At 75.6% G+C, this 17419-nt stretch carries 19 protein-coding genes; 6 read left to right on the top strand and 13 right to left on the bottom strand.

What is annotated here, in order from left to right:
- Positions 1–90: 90 nt before the first annotated feature.
- The 3 genes from ACFVVU_RS10375 to ACFVVU_RS10365 form a co-directional block, all read right to left on the bottom strand.
- Complete coding sequence (locus ACFVVU_RS10375; protein ID WP_387789140.1) at positions 91–855, bottom strand: glucose 1-dehydrogenase; 765 nt, start codon at positions 853–855, stop codon at positions 91–93.
- The gene (locus ACFVVU_RS10370) at positions 852–1487 is read right to left on the bottom strand and encodes a TetR family transcriptional regulator (protein WP_387789138.1); all 636 of its coding nucleotides are present in this window, start codon (positions 1485–1487) and stop codon (positions 852–854) included. The genes ACFVVU_RS10375 and ACFVVU_RS10370 overlap by 4 nt, the downstream gene beginning before the upstream one ends.
- 96 nt (positions 1488–1583) lie before the next feature.
- Entirely contained in the window at positions 1584–1787 is a 204-nt protein-coding gene (locus ACFVVU_RS10365) for a hypothetical protein (RefSeq protein WP_380684684.1), read from the bottom strand.
- 247 nt (positions 1788–2034) lie between these two features.
- Here ACFVVU_RS10365 and ACFVVU_RS10360 point away from each other — a divergent pair, with 247 nt between their 5' ends.
- Positions 2035–2925, top strand: a complete 891-nt coding sequence (locus ACFVVU_RS10360; RefSeq protein ID WP_380684683.1) for a helix-turn-helix domain-containing protein — start codon at positions 2035–2037, stop codon at positions 2923–2925.
- A 42-nt stretch (positions 2926–2967) separates the two neighbouring features.
- Here the strand turns inward: ACFVVU_RS10360 and ACFVVU_RS10355 are convergent, their stop codons facing one another.
- The 6 genes from ACFVVU_RS10355 to ACFVVU_RS10330 form a co-directional block, all read right to left on the bottom strand.
- A complete protein-coding gene (locus ACFVVU_RS10355; protein ID WP_387789136.1) occupies positions 2968–3984 on the bottom strand; it encodes a hypothetical protein in 1017 nt (338 codons plus the stop codon).
- A 61-nt stretch (positions 3985–4045) separates the two neighbouring features.
- Entirely contained in the window at positions 4046–4432 is a 387-nt protein-coding gene (locus ACFVVU_RS10350) for a hypothetical protein (RefSeq protein WP_387789134.1), read from the bottom strand.
- Between the two features lie 141 nt (positions 4433–4573).
- On the bottom strand, positions 4574–5368 hold the full coding sequence (locus ACFVVU_RS10345) for a hypothetical protein (RefSeq protein ID WP_387789133.1): 795 nt from the start codon (positions 5366–5368) through the stop codon (positions 4574–4576).
- Positions 5365–6099 (bottom strand): hypothetical protein, encoded by a 735-nt coding sequence (locus ACFVVU_RS10340; RefSeq protein WP_387789132.1) that lies wholly within the window; start codon positions 6097–6099, stop codon positions 5365–5367. The genes ACFVVU_RS10345 and ACFVVU_RS10340 overlap by 4 nt, the downstream gene beginning before the upstream one ends.
- 63 nt (positions 6100–6162) lie before the next feature.
- The gene (locus tag ACFVVU_RS10335; RefSeq protein WP_387789131.1) at positions 6163–7347 is read right to left on the bottom strand and encodes a hypothetical protein; all 1185 of its coding nucleotides are present in this window, start codon (positions 7345–7347) and stop codon (positions 6163–6165) included.
- 144 nt (positions 7348–7491) lie between these two features.
- The gene (locus tag ACFVVU_RS10330; RefSeq protein ID WP_387789129.1) at positions 7492–7983 is read right to left on the bottom strand and encodes an HPP family protein; all 492 of its coding nucleotides are present in this window, start codon (positions 7981–7983) and stop codon (positions 7492–7494) included.
- Between the two features lie 178 nt (positions 7984–8161).
- Between ACFVVU_RS10330 and ACFVVU_RS10325 the strand changes: the two genes are divergently transcribed.
- The 4 genes from ACFVVU_RS10325 to ACFVVU_RS10310 all read left to right on the top strand — a co-directional run bounded on the left by ACFVVU_RS10325 (position 8162) and on the right by ACFVVU_RS10310 (position 13434).
- Positions 8162–9367, top strand: coding sequence for an amidohydrolase (locus tag ACFVVU_RS10325; RefSeq protein WP_380684676.1), 1206 nt, complete (start codon positions 8162–8164; stop codon positions 9365–9367).
- A 211-nt stretch (positions 9368–9578) separates the two neighbouring features.
- The gene (locus ACFVVU_RS10320; protein ID WP_380684675.1) at positions 9579–11141 is read left to right on the top strand and encodes a threonine/serine exporter ThrE family protein; all 1563 of its coding nucleotides are present in this window, start codon (positions 9579–9581) and stop codon (positions 11139–11141) included.
- Positions 11142–11389: 248 nt separating this feature from the next.
- On the top strand, positions 11390–13039 hold the full coding sequence (locus tag ACFVVU_RS10315) for a SulP family inorganic anion transporter (RefSeq protein ID WP_387789211.1): 1650 nt from the start codon (positions 11390–11392) through the stop codon (positions 13037–13039).
- Positions 13040–13080: 41 nt separating this feature from the next.
- On the top strand, positions 13081–13434 hold the full coding sequence (locus ACFVVU_RS10310; RefSeq protein ID WP_387789127.1) for a zinc ribbon domain-containing protein YjdM: 354 nt from the start codon (positions 13081–13083) through the stop codon (positions 13432–13434).
- A 61-nt stretch (positions 13435–13495) separates the two neighbouring features.
- Here the strand turns inward: ACFVVU_RS10310 and ACFVVU_RS10305 are convergent, their stop codons facing one another.
- Both ACFVVU_RS10305 and ACFVVU_RS10300 read right to left on the bottom strand, forming a co-directional pair.
- Positions 13496–13858, bottom strand: a complete 363-nt coding sequence (locus tag ACFVVU_RS10305; protein WP_387789125.1) for a hypothetical protein — start codon at positions 13856–13858, stop codon at positions 13496–13498.
- A gap of 66 nt (positions 13859–13924) precedes the next feature.
- Positions 13925–15298 (bottom strand): cytochrome P450, encoded by a 1374-nt coding sequence (locus ACFVVU_RS10300; protein ID WP_387789123.1) that lies wholly within the window; start codon positions 15296–15298, stop codon positions 13925–13927.
- Positions 15299–15605: 307 nt separating this feature from the next.
- Between ACFVVU_RS10300 and ACFVVU_RS10295 the strand changes: the two genes are divergently transcribed.
- Positions 15606–15800 carry a hypothetical protein gene (locus ACFVVU_RS10295; RefSeq protein WP_387789121.1) on the top strand — a complete coding sequence of 65 codons (195 nt, stop codon included), beginning with the start codon at positions 15606–15608 and terminating at the stop codon, positions 15798–15800.
- A gap of 30 nt (positions 15801–15830) precedes the next feature.
- Here the strand turns inward: ACFVVU_RS10295 and ACFVVU_RS10290 are convergent, their stop codons facing one another.
- Positions 15831–16769, bottom strand: coding sequence for an ADP-ribosylglycohydrolase family protein (locus ACFVVU_RS10290; protein WP_387789119.1), 939 nt, complete (start codon positions 16767–16769; stop codon positions 15831–15833).
- 87 nt (positions 16770–16856) lie between these two features.
- The gene (locus ACFVVU_RS10285) at positions 16857–17081 is read right to left on the bottom strand and encodes a holin (protein ID WP_387789117.1); all 225 of its coding nucleotides are present in this window, start codon (positions 17079–17081) and stop codon (positions 16857–16859) included.
- Positions 17082–17419: the final 338 nt, after the last annotated feature.

Raw genomic sequence — 17419 nt, 5'->3', positions numbered from 1 at the left:
GGCCGCCCCGCCCCGGGCACCCTCCGGGACGGCGCGGCCGCGCGGGGCTCACCGGCCGGTGATCACCGGCCCGTGATCACTGGCCCGTGATCACTGGCCCATGACGTACTTGACGGTCGGTCCGGTGGTCCAGCCGCCGTCCACCGCCAGCTCGGCGCCGGTGACGTAGGAGGAGTCGTCGGAGAGCAGGAAGACCACGGCGGTGGCGATCTCCGGGGCCTCGCCGACCCGGCCCATCGGGGTGTTCGGGTAGTTGCCCTCGCCGCGCTGGATCCCGACCGAGGCCGTCATCGGCGTGTACGTCATGCCCGGGTGCACCGAGTTGACCCGGATCCGCTCGGTGCCCAGCTCGACCGCGCCGATCTTGCTGAGGCCGCGCACGCCCCACTTGGAGGCGCCGTAGCCGGCCGTCAGCGCCAGGCCCATCAGGCCGGCCGCCGAGGAGATGTTGACGATCGAGCCGCCGCCGGCCGCGCGCAGCGCCGGGACGACGGTCTTCATCCCGATGAACACACCGGTCAGATTGACGTCCAGCACCCGGCGGAAGTGCTCGACGCTCTCGTCCGCCAGCAGCGTGCCGGTGGAGATGCCGGCGTTGTTGACCAGGCCGTGCACCGCGCCGAACTCCGCCACCGCGAAGTCCATCACGCGCTGCCACTCCTCCTCGGAGGTCACGTCGTGCCGGACGAACCGGGCCCGCTCGCCGAGCTCGGCGGCGGTGGCCTTGCCGTCGTCCTCCAGGACGTCGGTGATCACCACGTTGCCGCCGGCCGCGACGGCCAGCCGGGCGGCCTCGGCGCCGAGGCCGCGGGCGCCTCCGGTGATGATGACGGTCTTGCCGGTCAGGTCGTTCATGATGTGCTCCTTCGGGGGGCGGGGGCGGCGAGCATGGCGGCGGACACCGTCACCAGGTCGGCGAGGAAGGTCTCCTCGTCCGTCAGCGGCGCGGATCCGGTGAGGTACTGCTGCGCGCGGTCGGCGAGCGCCGCGCCGATCAGGGTGAGCACGAGGTCGAGCCGTTCCAGCCGGATCGGCTCCGGCAGCGCGGAGATCCGCTCCTCGGCCAGCTCGATCAGCCGCCAGTAGCCGCCGCCCGCCAGGGTGGGGTGCGGGGTCCGGGTGCGGACGCCGCTGTTGTGGCTGATCTGCGCGGAGATCCGCAGGCAGCGCCGGCCCTGCTCGGTGCGCAGTTCGGTGGCCTCAGCGGCGACCAGCGCGCCGAGCAGTCCCGGCAGGTCCGCGTCCGCGAGCGCCGGCAGGTCCGGCGCGAGCGCCCGCTCGGTGCGCTCCTGGCGGGCGGCCATGATCGCGTCGAGCAGGCCCTCGCGGGAGCCGAAGTGGTACTGCACGGCGGACGGGTTGCTCTGCCCGGCCAGCCGGACGATGTCCTTGGTCAGCGAGGCCTCGACGCCCCGGGTCGCGAAGAGTTCCTCCGCGGCCCGCAGCAGCCTCTCGCGGGTCTCATGGCCCGCCGACGTCCTTGCCATGCGACCAGATTAATACTGGGCATTATTAACGTCAATGAAGCAGAACGCCGCGGCCCCGCCGTCGGGGGACGGCGGGGCCGCGGGGCCGGAAGGGCGTCAGCAGCTGGTCGAGACGGTCACCCAGTGGTCCTGGTACCAGACCTCGATCTTGCACTTCTTGGGCGGCGCGGCCGTCGCCGAGGCGGTGGCGGCCGTGCCGACGGTCATGCCGCACACGGCGACGAGCGCGGCGAGCGCGGTGACCGCGCGCCGCCGGCCGGTCCCGGTGCTGCCGGTCCGGGTGGTGGTCCTGGTGGCCAAGGCTGGTCCTCCTCCTGTGGGCCGGCCCGCCGGGAGACGGAGCCGGTGGAACGAGGATGCGCCCCGGTCCCCGCCCGAGGGAGGGCAGAGCGTGCCCTGGCACAACGGCCGTCCCTGTGCGCAACGGCGGCTCCGACGACGGTTACGGCCGCGTACGTTCGAGTACCGCCACGGTCGGAGTTCCGTCCGCCGGTGTAGGTCTCGCGGCGTATGGGTGGACCGCGGGGGCGGTGTGACAATCACCGCTGTGGATATCGCTGAAGCGCTCCGTGACTTCTTGGTCTCCCGGCGGGCGAGGCTTCGCCCCGACGAGGTCGGGCTGCCCGCCCACGGCATCCGCAGAGTGACCGGCCTGCGCCGCGAGGAGGTCGCCGCGCTGGCGGCCCTGAGCGTGGAGCACTACACCCGGCTGGAACGGGGGCAGGCGTCGCGGGTCTCGGACGCCGTCCTCGACGCGGTGGCCGACGCCCTGCGCCTCAGCCCCGGGGAACGCCGCTACCTGCGCGGCCTCGCCCGCCCGACCGACCGCGCGGAGGCCGGCCTTCCCCCGGACCGGCGGTCGGGCATGCAGCGGGTGCTGGACTCGATGCTCCTCACACCGGCCTACCTGGTCGGCCGGGGCGGTTCGGTCCTGGCCTGGAACGCGCTGGCGGCGGCCGTGTTCATCGACTTCGCCCGCGTCCACCCGGACCGCCGCACCGTCGGGCGGCTGGTCTTCACCGACCCGCGTGCCCGCCGGGTGTTCGTCAACTGGGAGGAGAAGGCCCGCGAGACCGTGTCCTACCTCCGGGGCGAGGTCGGCAAGTGGCCGCACGACCCCGGCCTCGCCCGGGAGATCGGCGAACTGCGGGCGTGCAGCGCGGTGTTCCGCCGGCTCTGGGCGGAACAGGTGGTGCAGGAGAACGATCACGCGAACGTCCTGATCGCCTGCCCGGCGGTGGGCCTGCTCAGTCTCTCCGCCGAGGCACTGCACGTCGCGGGACATCCGGACACGGCGATGGCCGTGTACACCGCCGCCCCGGGATCCGGATCCGAGCGGGGGCTGCGCCGGCTGGCCCGTGCCCTCGCGCCCGGGGCCGCGCCGGCCGCCGCGCGTGTTGCGGCGCCGCCGTCCGCCGACGGTCCGGCCGGGGTCTGACGGAGCGTCCTGGTCCTGACGGAGCGTCCGGGCGCCCGTGGATCAGCTCAGGAAGCCCGCGTGCACGTGGTCGTGGTGGGTGTCGTCGGTGAAGAACTGGTTGGCCGTCGCACCGCCCGTCGGGAGCAGCGGCCCGCCGACGTTGTACGAGCCGGCCGCGGCGGCGGCCCGCATGAAACCCTCGACCAGGTCGCGCGGGGTGGCCGGGTCGACCACGGCGTGGCCGTCGATCTGCCAGGTGTCGAAGGCCCGGCCGGCCGGGTGGTCGCTGGGCCGGTCGGTCCCGAACACGTTCAGCGGGTGGCCCGAGCGGACCACGCTGACCTGGAAGGAGTGGGGACCGGCCAGGGTGAGCATGGCCTGCAGCACGCTGTCGTGGACCGAGCCGCTGCGCAGGTCGGCGACGGCCGCCGGCGGCAGGACGATCCGGGGTTCGGCGAGCACCCGGCCGGCGAGCGTCGGCAGCTGCGGCGCGGCGGGCCCCGGGTCGGCGGGATGGAGCGCGGTGACCGTCCAGCGGGGGCTCGCCGCACTCAGCCGGACGTCCACCGTCGTCCCGCCGGCGGTGACGGTGGAACCAGTGGCGGACCACTGGCGGCACACCACCAGGACGCTCGCCGAGTCCGCGAGGATGCCGCCGTACTGGGCGTCGATCACCTCCACCACCGCCTCGGCGTCGGCGGGCAGCAGCGGTCCCGCCTGGTCGGCGAGCTGCGGCGGGAGTCCGAGGGCCGCCACCCGTTCCCGGGCCGCGGCCGCTCCCTGCCCGCCCGGTCCCCAGGTGCCCAGCGCCTCGATCAGCTCGACCGCGCGCAGCTTGACGTCCGGCTGCACCTCGCCGGGCCCGGGGCGCCAGGGCGTGGCCGCCGGCAGGGGTGCGGTCGTGGGCGCGCCGGCCGGGCCCGGGGGAGCCGGCGAGGCGGTCGCCGTGGCGCCTTCCCGGGAGCCGCCGCTGTTCGGGCCGCCGCTGTTCGAGCAGCCGCATGCGGCGCCGAGCGCCACGCCGAGCCCGCCGACCAGGACCGCCCGCCGCCGCATCAGTGGAGCATGATCGCGCACGCGGTCCACTCTGCCCGCCGCCGCGTCCCTCCGCCGCCCGGCGTGAGCCGAAAGGGAGCGCCTACGGCTTGACCAGGAAGTAGGCCGTGATCATCACCACGCAGGCCAGGAAGGTCTGCGCCACCATGGCCACCGGCCAGGTCCCGTCCTCGGACTCGCCCGCCGCCTTGGCCGCCATCAGGCGTTGCGCCAGCTTCCTGCGGTGCCCGACGGCCCCCAGGGGGAAGACCAGCACCACCGAGGTGTACATCGCCAGCACGGTGGCCGGCTCCATCTGCTTCGCCGCGTAGCTCGCCAGCCCGAACAGCATCATGGCGACGGGCGCCAGCGCGGTCCGCACGCGGTACCCGGGGGTCGGCATGTGCGGCACCATGACGCACAGGTACACCCCCGTCGCCAGCAGCGCGATCCACCACCAGGTGGCCACATCGAGCCCGAGCGGAGTCATCCCCAGCCCCCCTTGTCGAGGACGTTCGTTGACGTACGTCCCATCGGCGTCAGCGTAGTACTCCGCCTCGCACCCACGATCACGGGGGACCGTCGCGGTGCGGGCCGGGAGCGCGTCCCGGCCCGCACGCGGGTGCGCCGGTCAGGTCCCCCAGGGGTCCGGTGGCTCGTCCCCCTGGCGGCCGGCCCCCGCGGGCTCGGAATGGTAGAGGTGCACGGACGCGCAGTGGACGGCTCCCCGGCCTGCTCGGCCGCCCGTCAGCAGGAAGCGCCGGTACGGCCAGGGCCCCGGTTCCTCGGTGACGGTGAGCGAGTCGTCGTACTCCTGCAGGACCGTCATCTCCCGGACGTCGCGGAACTCGACCTCCAGCCGGCCGAACCCGGGCCGGCCGTCCCCGCTCTGCAGCACGAGCCGGCGGTCCTCCGCCGTGTACGAGCGCAGCCAGGTGCTGTGGTCCAGCACGATGAGCGGTTCGCCCGGCGGACCGCTCGCGCCGTCCTCGGCGCCGAGCGGAGTCCTGGTCCGGGCCTGCCGCCCGGCCGCCCTCCGGAAGTCCGAGGAATCGAACCGGAGGTTCTCGGGGCGGGCGACGAACCGCGTTCCGACCGCCTCCGCCAGCTCGGCGTCGGAGACGGTGCCGCCGAGCCCGAGGCCGCTCCAGCAGGCGGCGCGCGTGGCGTCGACCGGGTCCAGGTCGAAGGCGAGCCCGAGCTGCGTCAGGATCTCGTCCGCCTTCTCCACCGGGCCGCACGCGCAGTCCTGCCGGGCCGCCATCTCGCGCAGCGTCCGGTGGACCGAGCCGTCGTGCCGCGCGGCGAACTCCCGCAGCGCCCGGACCGTGGCGCGCTCCTTCCGGTCGTCCTCCTCACGGATCTCCTCGAGGGTGGGTCGGCGCCTGCGGGCCGGCGGTTCCGGGGTGTTCCCGTCCCGGGTCATGCCATGGCCTTCGCGGGGGCCGGCCGGTGCACGCGGAAGCGGTGGCAGACCACGAAGTCCCGCCCGTCGCGGTGGGCCAGCAGCAGCCGGTGGTCGTTGCCGGCGGGATCCGGGCCCAGCAGCGCGTCCATCGCGGCCACCGCCTCGGCGTCCGTCCCCGGTGCGGGGGATCCTGGGGCGTGGTCGATGACGAGGTCCCGGTACACCGGCCGGACCCGCATGCCCCGGACGGCCTGGAACTCGACGTCGAGCAGGGCGCCGTCGCCGTCCGGGCCCGCGGCCCGGCCGCGCAGCACCAGGAGTCGGGAATGCCCGTAGGACACGAGCCGGGACTCGCCCGGCAGGTGCACGGGGAGGTCGTCCTGGGTGGCCGTGAGCAGCATGCGCCGGGGCATCCGGTGGGCGAAGCGGTCCCGGTCGACGGCGCCGTGGTCGAGGTCCCCGGTCCGCGGCAGCAGCCGCCCGACCTCCCGTTCCAGCCCGTCCTCGTCGAGCCGGCCGTCCCTCCCCAGTCCGGACCAGGCCATGATCAGGATGGCCTGCCCGCCGGTGATCCGGAACGCCTGCCAGACGATGGACCGCAGCGTCCCGAGCCGGTCCGCGACGTCCTCCCCGGGGGCACCCGGCAGCCCCAGCTCCCTCCCCAGCCACCGCGCCGTCGCCAGCACGGACCCTCCGTTCGCGACGGCCGTTTCCCTTACCCGCCGCACCAGTTCGCGCTCGTGGTTCATCTACCGCCCCCCTGTTCCCGTTGGCGGCATCCTCTCCCACGAGCCGGGAATCGGCCAGGCGCCTCAGCTGCCGGGAGGGGCCGGCAGGACGGCGACGGCCAGCGGGAGGCGGCCGACGGGCAGGCGGGTGGCGCGGCCGGTGGCGGTGTCGACGACGGTGAGGCCGTTCCAGCCGCCCTCGCGGGTGTAGCCGCCGGAGACGTAGGCGGTGCGGGCGTCGGGGGAGAGGGTGACGGTCTCGTGCGGGCCGTCGAGCGGGACCAGGCGTTCGGAGCCGTCGGGGGAGCGGATGGTGAGGGACGGACCGGCGTCCGTGGCGGGGTCGATCGGACCGGTGCCCACCACGTAGAGGGTGCCGTCGGGGGCGACGGCGGCGCCGTGCTGGTGGGTGTCGGCGGTCATCGGTTCGACCGTGACGCGGCCGGTGGCCGGGTCGACGACGGCGAGCCGCTCGCCCTCGAAGGGCAGCAGCAGCGCGCCGTCGGACGGGCGGACGGCGGTGTAGTGCGGCTTGAGCCAGGAGCCGAGGCCGCCCTCGGTGCCGTACGGGGCGACCTCGATGCGGCGGGGCTCCCAGGTGGCGGTGGGGACCACGGTGACGTCGAAGGAGTCGTGGCCGGTGACGTACACCTGGCGGCCGTCGGCGGAGACGTCCACGTCGAAGGGGCGGCGGCCGACCGGGACGACCCGGACGACCGCGCGGGTGGCGGTGTCCACGACCTCCAGGGTGCCGTTGCCCTCGGGGACGTTGACGCCGACGTAGAGCCGGGTGCCGTCCGGGGAGAGGGCGAGGCCCATGCCGCCGCCCCGGTACTCGCCGGTGGCGACCGGGCCGGTGCGGGTCCGGTACGGGATCAGCGCGGTGCGGGTGCGGGTGGCGGTGTCGACGGCGGCGACGCCCTCGGCGGTGGCCACCCACGCGGTGCCGTCGGCCGCGACGGCGAGCCCGTACGGGGCGGTGCCGACCCGCACGGAGCCGAGGTCGGCGGCGCCGCCCGGGCGGGCCGGGTCGACGAAGGTGACGGTGTCGGCGCCGAAGTCGCTCACCAGGAGGGGCGCGGCGGGGGAGGAGGGGGCCGGTTCGGCGGTGGTCGGAGCAGGTGTTGCCGACGACGGAGTGGCCGACGGCGTGGGTGATGACGCAGGTGCGGCGACGGGTGCGGGTGTCGGCCCCGCGCAGCCGGCGAGCAGGAGGACGGCGGCCAGCGCGGTGGCGGCGGCCGCCGGTGGCACGGGGCGGTTGGTCATCGCGGGTCTCCTCCGGGGCGCGGGCCTGACCCGCCCCAGCCTGCACCTTCGGACCCGGGCGCGGGATCGCCCGCCCGGCCCGTCCGCCGGAGCCGGCCGGTGGACAAGGGGGTCATCCGATCGGATGACCCCCCGCCTCCGCCGTCACCAGGAGAGCGGGTACCGGACCGGATGGCCGCCGATCCGGCCCGGCAGCAGGCCGATCGCCACCAGCAGCACGGTGGAGAGCACGAGCAGCGGCAGGAACGGCCAGGCGTGCGGCGCCTGGAGCACCACGACCACGGCGCTGGCGACGGCCGGGGAGTGCGACAGGTGGCACAGCATCATCGCGCCCAGCGCCAGTCCGGCGGCTATCGCCGCGCCCCAGGCGGTGCTGCCGGTGAGGGCGAGGGTGCCGTAGCCGATCAGCGCGGCGAGCAGCTGACCGCCGACCACGTTGCGCGGCTGGGAGATCGGCAGCCCGGGCGCGCCGTGCACCAGGGCCGCGCTGGCGGCGACCGGCGGGATCAGCAGGGGCTGGTGGACCAGTACACCGATCCCGGCCAGCAGGAGCAGCGCCCCGATGGCGAAGGCGGACGCCCGCAGCGCGTGCAGCGGATGCGGTCGGGAGGACTGGGCGGCGGGCGGCGTGGTCATGCGCGGGTGGCTCCGGGTGGGAAACGGGGGGACCCGGGGATGATAAACAGACTGTTGCAAGAAATGGTGGGATGTTTCGCCAGTTGGACGGTCGTCGGACACTCCGTGGACGGACCGCCTTCCCCGGTGACCCCGGAACCACCGCAGCGACCATGCACGCAGAGAGGGTTGACTCCCCATGGCCGGAGCCGCCGCCACCGTCTTCCGCAACGTCCGACCGTACGGCGCCGAACGGCCCGTCGACCTGTTCGCCGTCGACGGCGTGCTGGTCGAGCGCCTGCCGGAGGGCGTCGAGCCGGCCGTCGTCGACGGCGGGGGCCGGATCGCGCTGCCCACCCTGGTGGACGCGCACATCCACCCGGACAAGACGGCCTGGGGCGAACCCTGGTACAGCCGGCGCCCGGCCGGCTCGCTGCCCGAGTACGTCCAGGGCGACGTCGACCTCTACCACCACCAGCGCACCCCGCTCGCCGAGCGCGCCCACCGGCTGCTGGCCCACGCCGTCGCCTCCGGTACCCGGGCCGTGCGGGCGCACGTCGACGTCGCCCCCGCCTACGGGCCGGCCGGGGTGACCGGGCTGGCCGAGGCACGGGAGCGGCTGGCCGGGGCGCTGGACGTCCAGCTGGTCGCCTTCCCCCAGCACGGCGTCCGCCGGACGCCCGGCGCGGGGGAGCTGCTGGCCGAGGTGGCGGCGAGCGGGCTGATCGACGCGGTCGGCGGCATCGACCCGGCCGGCTTCGACGGCGGGCCCGACGGCGAGGGCCCCGCCCAGCTCGACCTCGTCTTCGACCTGGCCGAACGTCACGGCCTGCGGCTGGACGTCCACCTGCACGACCGGGGCGGGCGCGGCCTCGACCCGCTGCGCGACATCGTCGCCCGGACCAAGGCCGCGGGCCTGGCCGGCCGGGTGGTGGTCAGCCACGCCTTCTGCGTCCCGGAGCTGGCCGGCGAACCGCTCGCCGAGCTCGCCGACCGGCTGGCCGAGGCCGGTGTCGGCCTCACCACCGTCGCCCCCTCGGCGCACCAGGTGCTGCCGTTCCGCGAGCTCCAGGCGCGCGGCGTGCGGGTGGGCCTCGGCTCGGACGGCGTGCGCGACTCCTGGAGCCCCTACGGCAACGCCGACATGCTGCACCGCGCCCACCTGCTCGGCTGGACCACGGACGCGCGCACCGACCAGGAGCTGACCGACTGCTTCGCGCTCGCCGCCGACGGCGGCGCGGACCTGCTCGACCTGCCGCGCGTCACCCTGCGGCCGGGTTCCCCCGCCGACTTCATGCTGGTGGCCGGCGAGTGCCTCCCGCAGGTCGTCGTCGACCTCCCGTCGCGCGACGTCGTCGTCCGGGCCGGCCGGGTGGTCGCCAGGGACGGCCGTCCGCTCGTCTGAACGGCCTCACGGAAGGTCTGCCGGAGGGCGACTGCCGGGGTGGTGACGGGCGGTGTCCGTGGCGCGCCCCGACCTGACCGGCGCGAACGGTCCGCCCTCACTCCACCCCGGTGCGCCTGCGTACGCGTGGCGCGTTCACCGGGCGGTCGCACCGGGTAGTCGTTCGCATACACTGGGCGACTCCATGGGGGGTGACGGCCAGGGAGCGGCAATGCCGGAATACGAACAGCTGGGCCCACGCGCCGAGCCCGGCGGACCAGTCGACCCTTCCCGACCCGCCGGCGCGGCCGGTCCGGCCGGCCCGTCCCGGCTGCCGGCGCGGCCGGACAAGGTGCCGTTCCAGGCCCGCGCCCCCATGGACGGCCCGGCCGTCACCGGGCTGGGCGCGACCTCCTGGCCGGACCGGATGCTCCCGTTGCTCCGCATGCCCACCGCCGCCCGCCCGCTGCTCCCCGACCTCCCCGGCGAGGACCGGCCGGATCCGGCCGAGGTGGCGGCGGTGCTCGACCTCGCCCTGCTGGTGGGGGAGCTGCTGCTGGCCAGCGGCGAGGCGGCGGAGGACGTCGAGGCGGCGATGCTCGCGGTGGCGCGCGCCTACGGCGTCCACCCGTGCGACCCGCAGGTCACGTTCACCCGGGTCGCCGTCTCCTACCGGCCTGGCCCGGCCGAGCCGCCGCTGACGGTGGAGCGGTCCGTGCGCCGGCCGTCCGGCGACTACGCGCGCCTCGCGCTGCTCTTCCGGCTGGTCACCAGGATCTCGGCGGGCGGGATCGACGTCGAGGAGGCCCACCGCCGGCTCGCGGCCGGGCTCCGGTCCGGCCACCGCTACCCGGGGTGGCTGGTCGCGCTGTCCTGCGGGCTGCTGGCCGGGGCGGCCACCGTGCTGGTCGGCGGCCGCACCGACGCCCGCGCCGGGCTGGTGTTCGCCAGCGCCTTCGTCGCGGCCCTGGTGGGCGACCGGCTCGCCGTGCTGGTGGCCCGTCACGACCTCCCGGAGTTCTACCAGTTCGTGCTGGCCGCGACGCCGGCCGCGCTGATCGGCATCCTGCTGTCCTTCAACGGCCTGCACCTGCGCGGCTCGGCGGTGATCACCGGCGGGCTCTACGCGCTGCTGCCGGGGTGGCGGCTGGTCGCCGCGGCACAGGAGGGACTCGCGGGCTGCTACCTGACGGCCGCCGCCCGCATGCTCGAAGCGCTGTACATGATGACCGGCGTGGTGATCGGGGTGACGGCCGTGCTCTACGTCGGCATCAACCACGGCGCGGACCTCGCGGCCCGCGACCTCCCGGTCGGGGCCTCCAACCCACCGCTGCAGCTGGTGGCGGCCGTGCTGGTCACCCTGGCCTTCGCGGTGATGCTGAACACCGAACCTGGTGCGCTGCCCGCGGTGCTGCTGAACAGCACGGCCGGCTGGACGACCTACGGCGTGCTGGTCGGCGCGGGCCAGCAGCCGGTCGCCGCCGCCGCCCTGGCCGCCGGGCTGGTCGGCCTGGCCGGCCAGGTGATGGCCCGCCACCGCGGCACCTCCGCGCTCCCGCACGTGTCGGCGGCCCTCGGGCCGCTGCTGCCCGGCTCGGTGCTCTACTTCGCCCTGCTCGCCTTCGTCCGCGGGGACGCGGTGACCGGCCTGCGGGGCGTGGCCCACGCCTGCGCCATGGCCATGGCGCTCGCCATCGGCGTCAACCTCGGCCGCGAGGCCGCCCGGCTCTTCCTCCCGGCCCCGGCGCCGGGCGCGGTCCCGCCCCCGCGCCACCGGGGCCGCCACCGCCGCTGAGCCACGGCGTCGGCCGCCGGTCCGGTCGCTACTGTCCGGATCCGGCGCATGCCGAATCAGCGACTTGAAAAATTCTTCATGTTCATACATGCTGTCGTGCCGTTGGATCGGCACCGACCTGCCGCAGGCCGGTGAGGAAGAGGAAGAACACCGGTGAGGAAGAGCAAGAGGGAGGCAGGGTGAACATCGCCGCCTCCGTTCGCGGCCGGCTGCGCGCCGTACTGCCGAACCGGGAGACCGTCGCCACCATGGGGCGCTCGCCCCGCAAGGACCTGCTCGCCGGGGTGACGGTCGCGATCGTCGCGCTGCCGCTGGCACTCGGGTTCGGCATCTCGTCCGGCGCCGGCGCCGAGGCGGGGCTGGCCACCGCCGTGATCGCCGGCGCGCTCGCCGCGCTCTTCGGCGGCTCCAACCTCCAGGTGTCCGGGCCGACCGGGGCGATGACCGTCGTCCTGGTACCGATCATCGCCCGCTACGGGACCGGTGGCGTCCTGACCGTCGGGCTGCTCGCCGGTGTGATCCTCGTCGCCCTCGCACTGGCCCGGGCCGGCCGGTGGATGGCCTACGTCCCGGTGCCGGTGGTGGAGGGCTTCACCCTCGGGATCGCCGGTGTCATCGCCCTCCAGCAGGTGCCCGGAGCACTCGGGGTGAGCAAGCCGGACGGCGACAACCCCGCCGTCGTCGCCGCGCGGTCGGTGCGCGCCTTCGCCGCGTCGCCGCACTGGGCGGCGCTCGGCCTGGCCCTCGCGGTGGCGGCGGTGATGCTGATCGGCGCCCGGCTGCGACCCGCCGTGCCCTTCTCGCTGGTCGCCGTCGTGGCCGCGACCGTCACCGCGGGGGCCGCCGACCTGCCGGTCGCCACCATCGGCCATCTGCCCGCCGGCCTCCCGGCGCCCTCGCTCGGCTTCCTCGACCTCTCGGCCGTCCCCGCCCTGCTGCCCTCCGCGTTCGCCGTCGCGGCACTGGCCGCGCTGGAGTCCCTGATGTCCGCGACCGCCGCGGACGCCATGAGCGTCTCGGAGCGGCACGACAGCGACCGCGAGCTGTTCGGCCAGGGCCTGGCCAACCTGGCCGCGCCGCTGTTCGGCGGGGTCGCCGCCACCGGCGCGATCGCCCGCACGGCCGTGAACGTGCGCTCCGGCGCGGTGTCGCGCCTCTCCGCCCTCGTCCACGCCGCGGTCCTGGCGGTGATCGTCTTCGCCGCCGCCCCGCTGGTCGCCGGGATCCCGCTCGCGGCCCTGGCCGGGGTCCTGCTGGCCACCGCCGTGCGGATGGTCGAGGTCGGCTCGCTGCGGGCGCTCGCCCGGACCGGGCGCGGCGAGGCCGCCGTCCTGCTGCTCACCGCCGCCGCCACCCTGGCCTTCGACCTGGTCACCGCGGTCGTGGTCGGCCTGCTCGTCTCCGGCGTGCTGGCGCTCGCCGCGGTCGCACGGGCGGCCAGGGTCGAACAGGTCCCGCTGCACGCCGACCTGCCGCCGGCCGACCACCACGACGAGGAGCAGGCGCTGCTCGCCGAGCACATCGTCGCCTACCGGATCGACGGGCCGCTGCTGTTCGCCGCCGCGCACCGCTTCCTGCTGGAACTCACCGAGGCCGCCGAGGTCGACGTCGTCATCCTGCGGATGTCCCGGGTCAGCGCGATCGACGCCAGCGGCGCCACCGTCCTCGGCGACGCCATCGGCCGGCTGCGCCGCCGCGGCACGCTCGTCCTGGTCTCCGGCGTCCGGGACGAGCACCATCGCCCCCTCGACGCCCTCGGCACCCTGGACGCGCTGCGCGCCGACGGCCACGTCTTCGCGACCACCCCCGAGGCGATCGCCCACGCCCGCACCCACCTGCGGGCACGCGGCGCCGCCGCCGGGCCGCCGGCCCCCGCGGCCCCCGCCTGCCTTCGCTGACCTCGGTAACCACTACTCGAACGACTGGATAGTCTGATCACATGAGCGACAACCTCCCCGCCTGCCCGAAGTGCTCCGGCGAGTACACCTACGAGATGGACGCCCTCATGGTCTGCCCGGAGTGCGGCCACGAGTGGGAGCCCGCCACCGACGGCGGCGAGGCCGCGTCCGGCGAGCGGGTGATCAAGGACTCGGTCGGCAACGTCCTGAACGACGGCGACACCGTGACCGTCGTCAAGGCGCTCAAGGTCAAGGGCAGCGTCTCCGGCATCAAGGCCGGCACCAAGGTGCGCAACATCCGGCTGGTCGACGGCGTCGACGGCCACGACATCGACTGCCGGATCGAGGGCTTCGGCGCCATGCAGCTCAAGTCCAGCGTGGTCAAGAAGGCCTGAGGCCCCCGGCGGTGGCCGGTCACCGCTGCCGACCCGCCGGTGCCGGGTCGGCAGCGGCGCGTCAGCAGCGGTCGGCCGGAAATCTGGCGGTGACCGGTCCGCCCGGCCGCGCCCGCTCCAGCCACACCGGCCGGCTGCCCAGTTCGGCCACCGGCGGGGTGACGTACAGCAGCCCCGGCTCCTCGCCGGGTTCGGCGGTGTCGTAGGCCCCGGCCACCACCAGCCGCAGCGCCGCGCAGACCGCCCAGTCGGGATCGGCCGCCGCACCCGCCGGGTCGAGCCGGGCGGCCAGCCCGAGCAGCGCCGCGCGCAGGGTGCCGGAGAGACGGGAGACGGGCGCGCCGTCCAGGGCGGGGTGCCCGCCGCCGTCCCGGTGGGCGGAGGCGGTGCCGGTGACCGGTGTTGTTGCGCTCACAGTAGTCATGCCGAGGACGCTAGGGGAGACGTCCGACAACGGCCTGCCCGTAGCCGGCCGGTTCCGGGCGGTGCGTCAGTTGCCGTCCACCGTCGGCCGGGAGCGTCCCCGGTCGAACATCCGCAGGTGCAGCCGCTGCGGCCGCAGGACCGTGGTCAGCCGCATCGGGCGGTCGTCCGCCCGCCGGCCCGGCGCCGGCGCCGGATGCCAGCGGGCGAGCAGGGTGGCCAGCGCGATCGCCGCCTCGGCCCGGGCGTAGTCGGCGCCGAGGCACTGCCGCGGGCCGTTGGCGAATCCGGCGAACCCCCAGCGCGGCAGGGCGGCGGCCCGCTCGGGCAGCCAGCGGTCCGGATCGAACCGGTCCGGGTCGGCGAAGATCCGCGGATTGTGGTGGGCGACGTACGGGCTGACCAGCACCTGGCTGCCGCGCGGCAGGACGCGCCCGCCCAGCTCGGTCCCACGGGCGCAGGTGCGCAGCAGCACCCAGCCGGGCGGGTAGAGCCGCAGGGCCTCGGTCAGCACCCGGGTGGTGGCCGACAGCCGTGGCAGGTCGCCCCACCCGGCGGGCCGGCCGTCCGGCAGCACGGCGTCGACCTCCGCCCGTACGGCGGCCAGGGCCTCCGGGTGGGCCGTCAACAGCCGCAGCGTCCAGGAGAGTTGCGAGGCCGTGGTCTCGGTGCCGGCCAGCAGCATGGCGACCACCTGGTCGTGCAGTTCGGCGTCGGAGAGCGTCGATCCGTCCTCGTCGCGGGCGGCGACGAGTCCGGCGAGCAGGTCGGTGCGGCCCGGGCCGTGGGCGCGGTGGTCGCGCACCAGGTCGGCGACGGTCTGCCGCAGTGTCCGGACCGCCCGCCGGTAGCCCGGGCCCGCGGGCAGCATCCAGAGCCGCCGCAGCGCCCCGGCGAAGGCGGTCTCGAAGGAGTGCTGCAGCCGCTCGGCGAGCGCGTCCGGTACCTCGGTGCCGAGCAGTGTGCGGGTCACCACCCGCAGGGTGAAGCGGTAGCAGGCGGGAAAGACGTCCACCACCTCACCGTGCCGCCAGGAGCCGGCCAGCAGCGCCGCCTCCCGGCTCATCACCTCGGCGTACGCGGCCAGCCGCTCGGGCCGGAACTCCGGTTGCAGCATCCGGCGTTGGCGCCGGTGGTCGGCGTGGGCGCAGGTGGGCAGCCCGTTGCCGAGGATCTCCCGGAAGCGGCCGTAGATCGGCCCGCCCTTGTCGAAGGTGCGGTCGTCGGCGTACACCTGCCGCAGCAGCTCCGGATGGCAGGGCACCACCAGCCGGTACGTCCCCAGCCGGATCTCCACCAGGTCGCCGTACGCGTGCAGCCGCCCCAGGAACCGCGCCGGGTCCCGGGCCAGCACGGGCAGGTGCCCGAGCACCGGTACCGCGCCGGGCAGCTTTCCGTGTACGTAGGCCGTGGTCGCGGAACCCCGCGCTGACGAGGACACAGCAGCAGGTTAGGCGCACCGCGGAGCGGCGGACAACCGGCGTACGTCCACCCGCCCGCGCCGCTCGGCCGGACGGGGGACCGACGGCTGCCGGATCGCGGGTTCCCCGTCCCGGGGGTCGGCGGTCCGGTGCCGCTCTGGCGAAGCGCCCGGGCGGAGTTGAGTACCGGTACTCAGGCGAACGGCGCCCCGGGCCGGGCAGGATCGTCGGTATGACCAACGATCAGACGGCCCGGGCCCGGCAGGCCCGGACCGCGACCGGGTGGACGTGCGCCCCGTGCGCGGCGCACGAGGCGGTGACGGCGGGATGATCTGGGGACGTGGCGGCCCGGGACGCATCCCGCTCACCGACGGCGGGGCGATCCGATGCCCGGGACTCGCCCATGTGACGGTCGGCGACCGGGACCCGGGCCGGGACGACGGCGACCGGGACGGCGCCCGTGCCCCCGACGCCCCCGGCGAGCCGCCCTCCCCCGCGATGGGGCGCCGGTCCAGGCGCTGAACCGGCCCGCGGCGAGCGGGCCGGCGCCCCCTACCCCGCCGGTGCGTCGGCCTCGGCGTCGGCGACCCAGGCGGGCAACGGCTCACGACGGGTCAGCCACTCCCGGGGCACCCGGCCCAGGCCGGTGCGGGCGGCGACCACCCCGGCGGTGATGGCGCAGGTGGTGTCGACGTCGCCGAGGCCCTCGGCGGTGGTCCACAGCGCGTCGGTCAGACTGTCCAGGTGGTGGGCGGCGGACCACAGCGCGAAGGGGACGGTGTCACCCGCCTGGACGCGCTGCCCGCTCCCCAGGACGTCGGCGGCCTGCCACGGCTCGGTTCCGGCGTCCAGGTCGGCGGCGCGGCGCAGGCCCTCGCGCACGGCCCCCGGCGGCGTGCGGTCGGCGACCTCGGCGAGCAGCGCCGGGGCCTGCGGCACGGGCCGGGTACGGCTGCCCGCGGCGAGCGAGGCCGCGACGGCGACCGCCACCGCGCCGGCCACCCCTTCCGGGTGCGCGTGCGTCACCTCGGCGGACAGCACCGCCTGCTCGGCCGCCTCCTCCGGGTCCGCGGGGAACCAGGCCCCGAGCGGTGCCACCCGCATGGCCGCGCCGTTGCCGAAGCTCCCCTCGCCGCCGAACAGTTCGCGCGCACCCGACCGCCAGCTGCCCGGCGACTCCGCGAGCGCGGGCAGCAGCCGCTGCATGCCGCGCCCGTAGCCGCGTCCGGGGTCGGCCAGGTAGGTCGCGCCGAAGGCGAGGGCCAGCTTCTCCTGGTGCACCGCGTCGAACGCGGTCAGTACCCCGTACACCGACAGCGCCATCGCGGTGTCGTCGGTCCAGTGCCAGGGCGCCTCCTCGGGAATCCGGCGGGCCCTGATCTGGGCGAACGCCTCCCGGGGCGTACGGAAGAGGGGGAACCAGCGCTCCCCGAATCCGTCCCCGAGGGCCAGACCCTCCAGCGAGTCACGAGCGGCGGAAGTGGATGTCATCGCGCCATCCTCCCAGGACCCGCCAGGGGCCGTCTGCCGGGCGCCGAACGGCACCGCGCCCCGCACGGCGCACGCGAGCCGCGCCGGTCAGTCGCGCCCGCGGACCAGCAGCGCGGCCGAACTCGGATCGCCGACGCGCTTCGCCGCCGCCCCCTTGATCACACTCAGCGCGGCCGGCAGCGCGGCCACCGCCGCCGCCCTGAGCGCACCGATCGAGGTCAGGTCGAAGTTGTCGGCCAGCAGCAGGCCCAGGAACGTCACGGCATAGGTGGCGAGGGTGCGCTCGGTCAGGTCGATGATGAACGTCCGCATGGTCAGGACTCCTTGCACGATGGAGACGATCAGGCGCGTGGTCGCGGAGCACTCGGTTCGGGCAGTTCGTCGGGGGAGGGTGTCGTCGGCCGGAGGACCTGCGGGTGCGGCGAGTCGCCGCCCCTGCTGTACACGTTCGGACCCACCCGTTCCGAGGACGGCCTCGGTCCGCAACCGAAGAAATCCGAAGACCTCACCCGCGCCGTCCACTGCGCCATGACCAGCCCCTTCGTCACCGGCACCGTCCTGCACGTCGACGGCGGCGGGCGCCTGTGATGACCAGGACCACCGAGAAACGGCCGATGCCGTGGACGGCTGCGCAGCCGTCCACGGCATCG

It is taken from the genome of Kitasatospora sp. NPDC057965 (genome assembly GCF_042887135.1).
Taxonomy (GTDB): domain Bacteria; phylum Actinomycetota; class Actinomycetes; order Streptomycetales; family Streptomycetaceae; genus Kitasatospora.
Note: the sequence above shows the minus strand (reverse complement) of the source record. Positions and strands in the feature narration are given on the sequence as shown.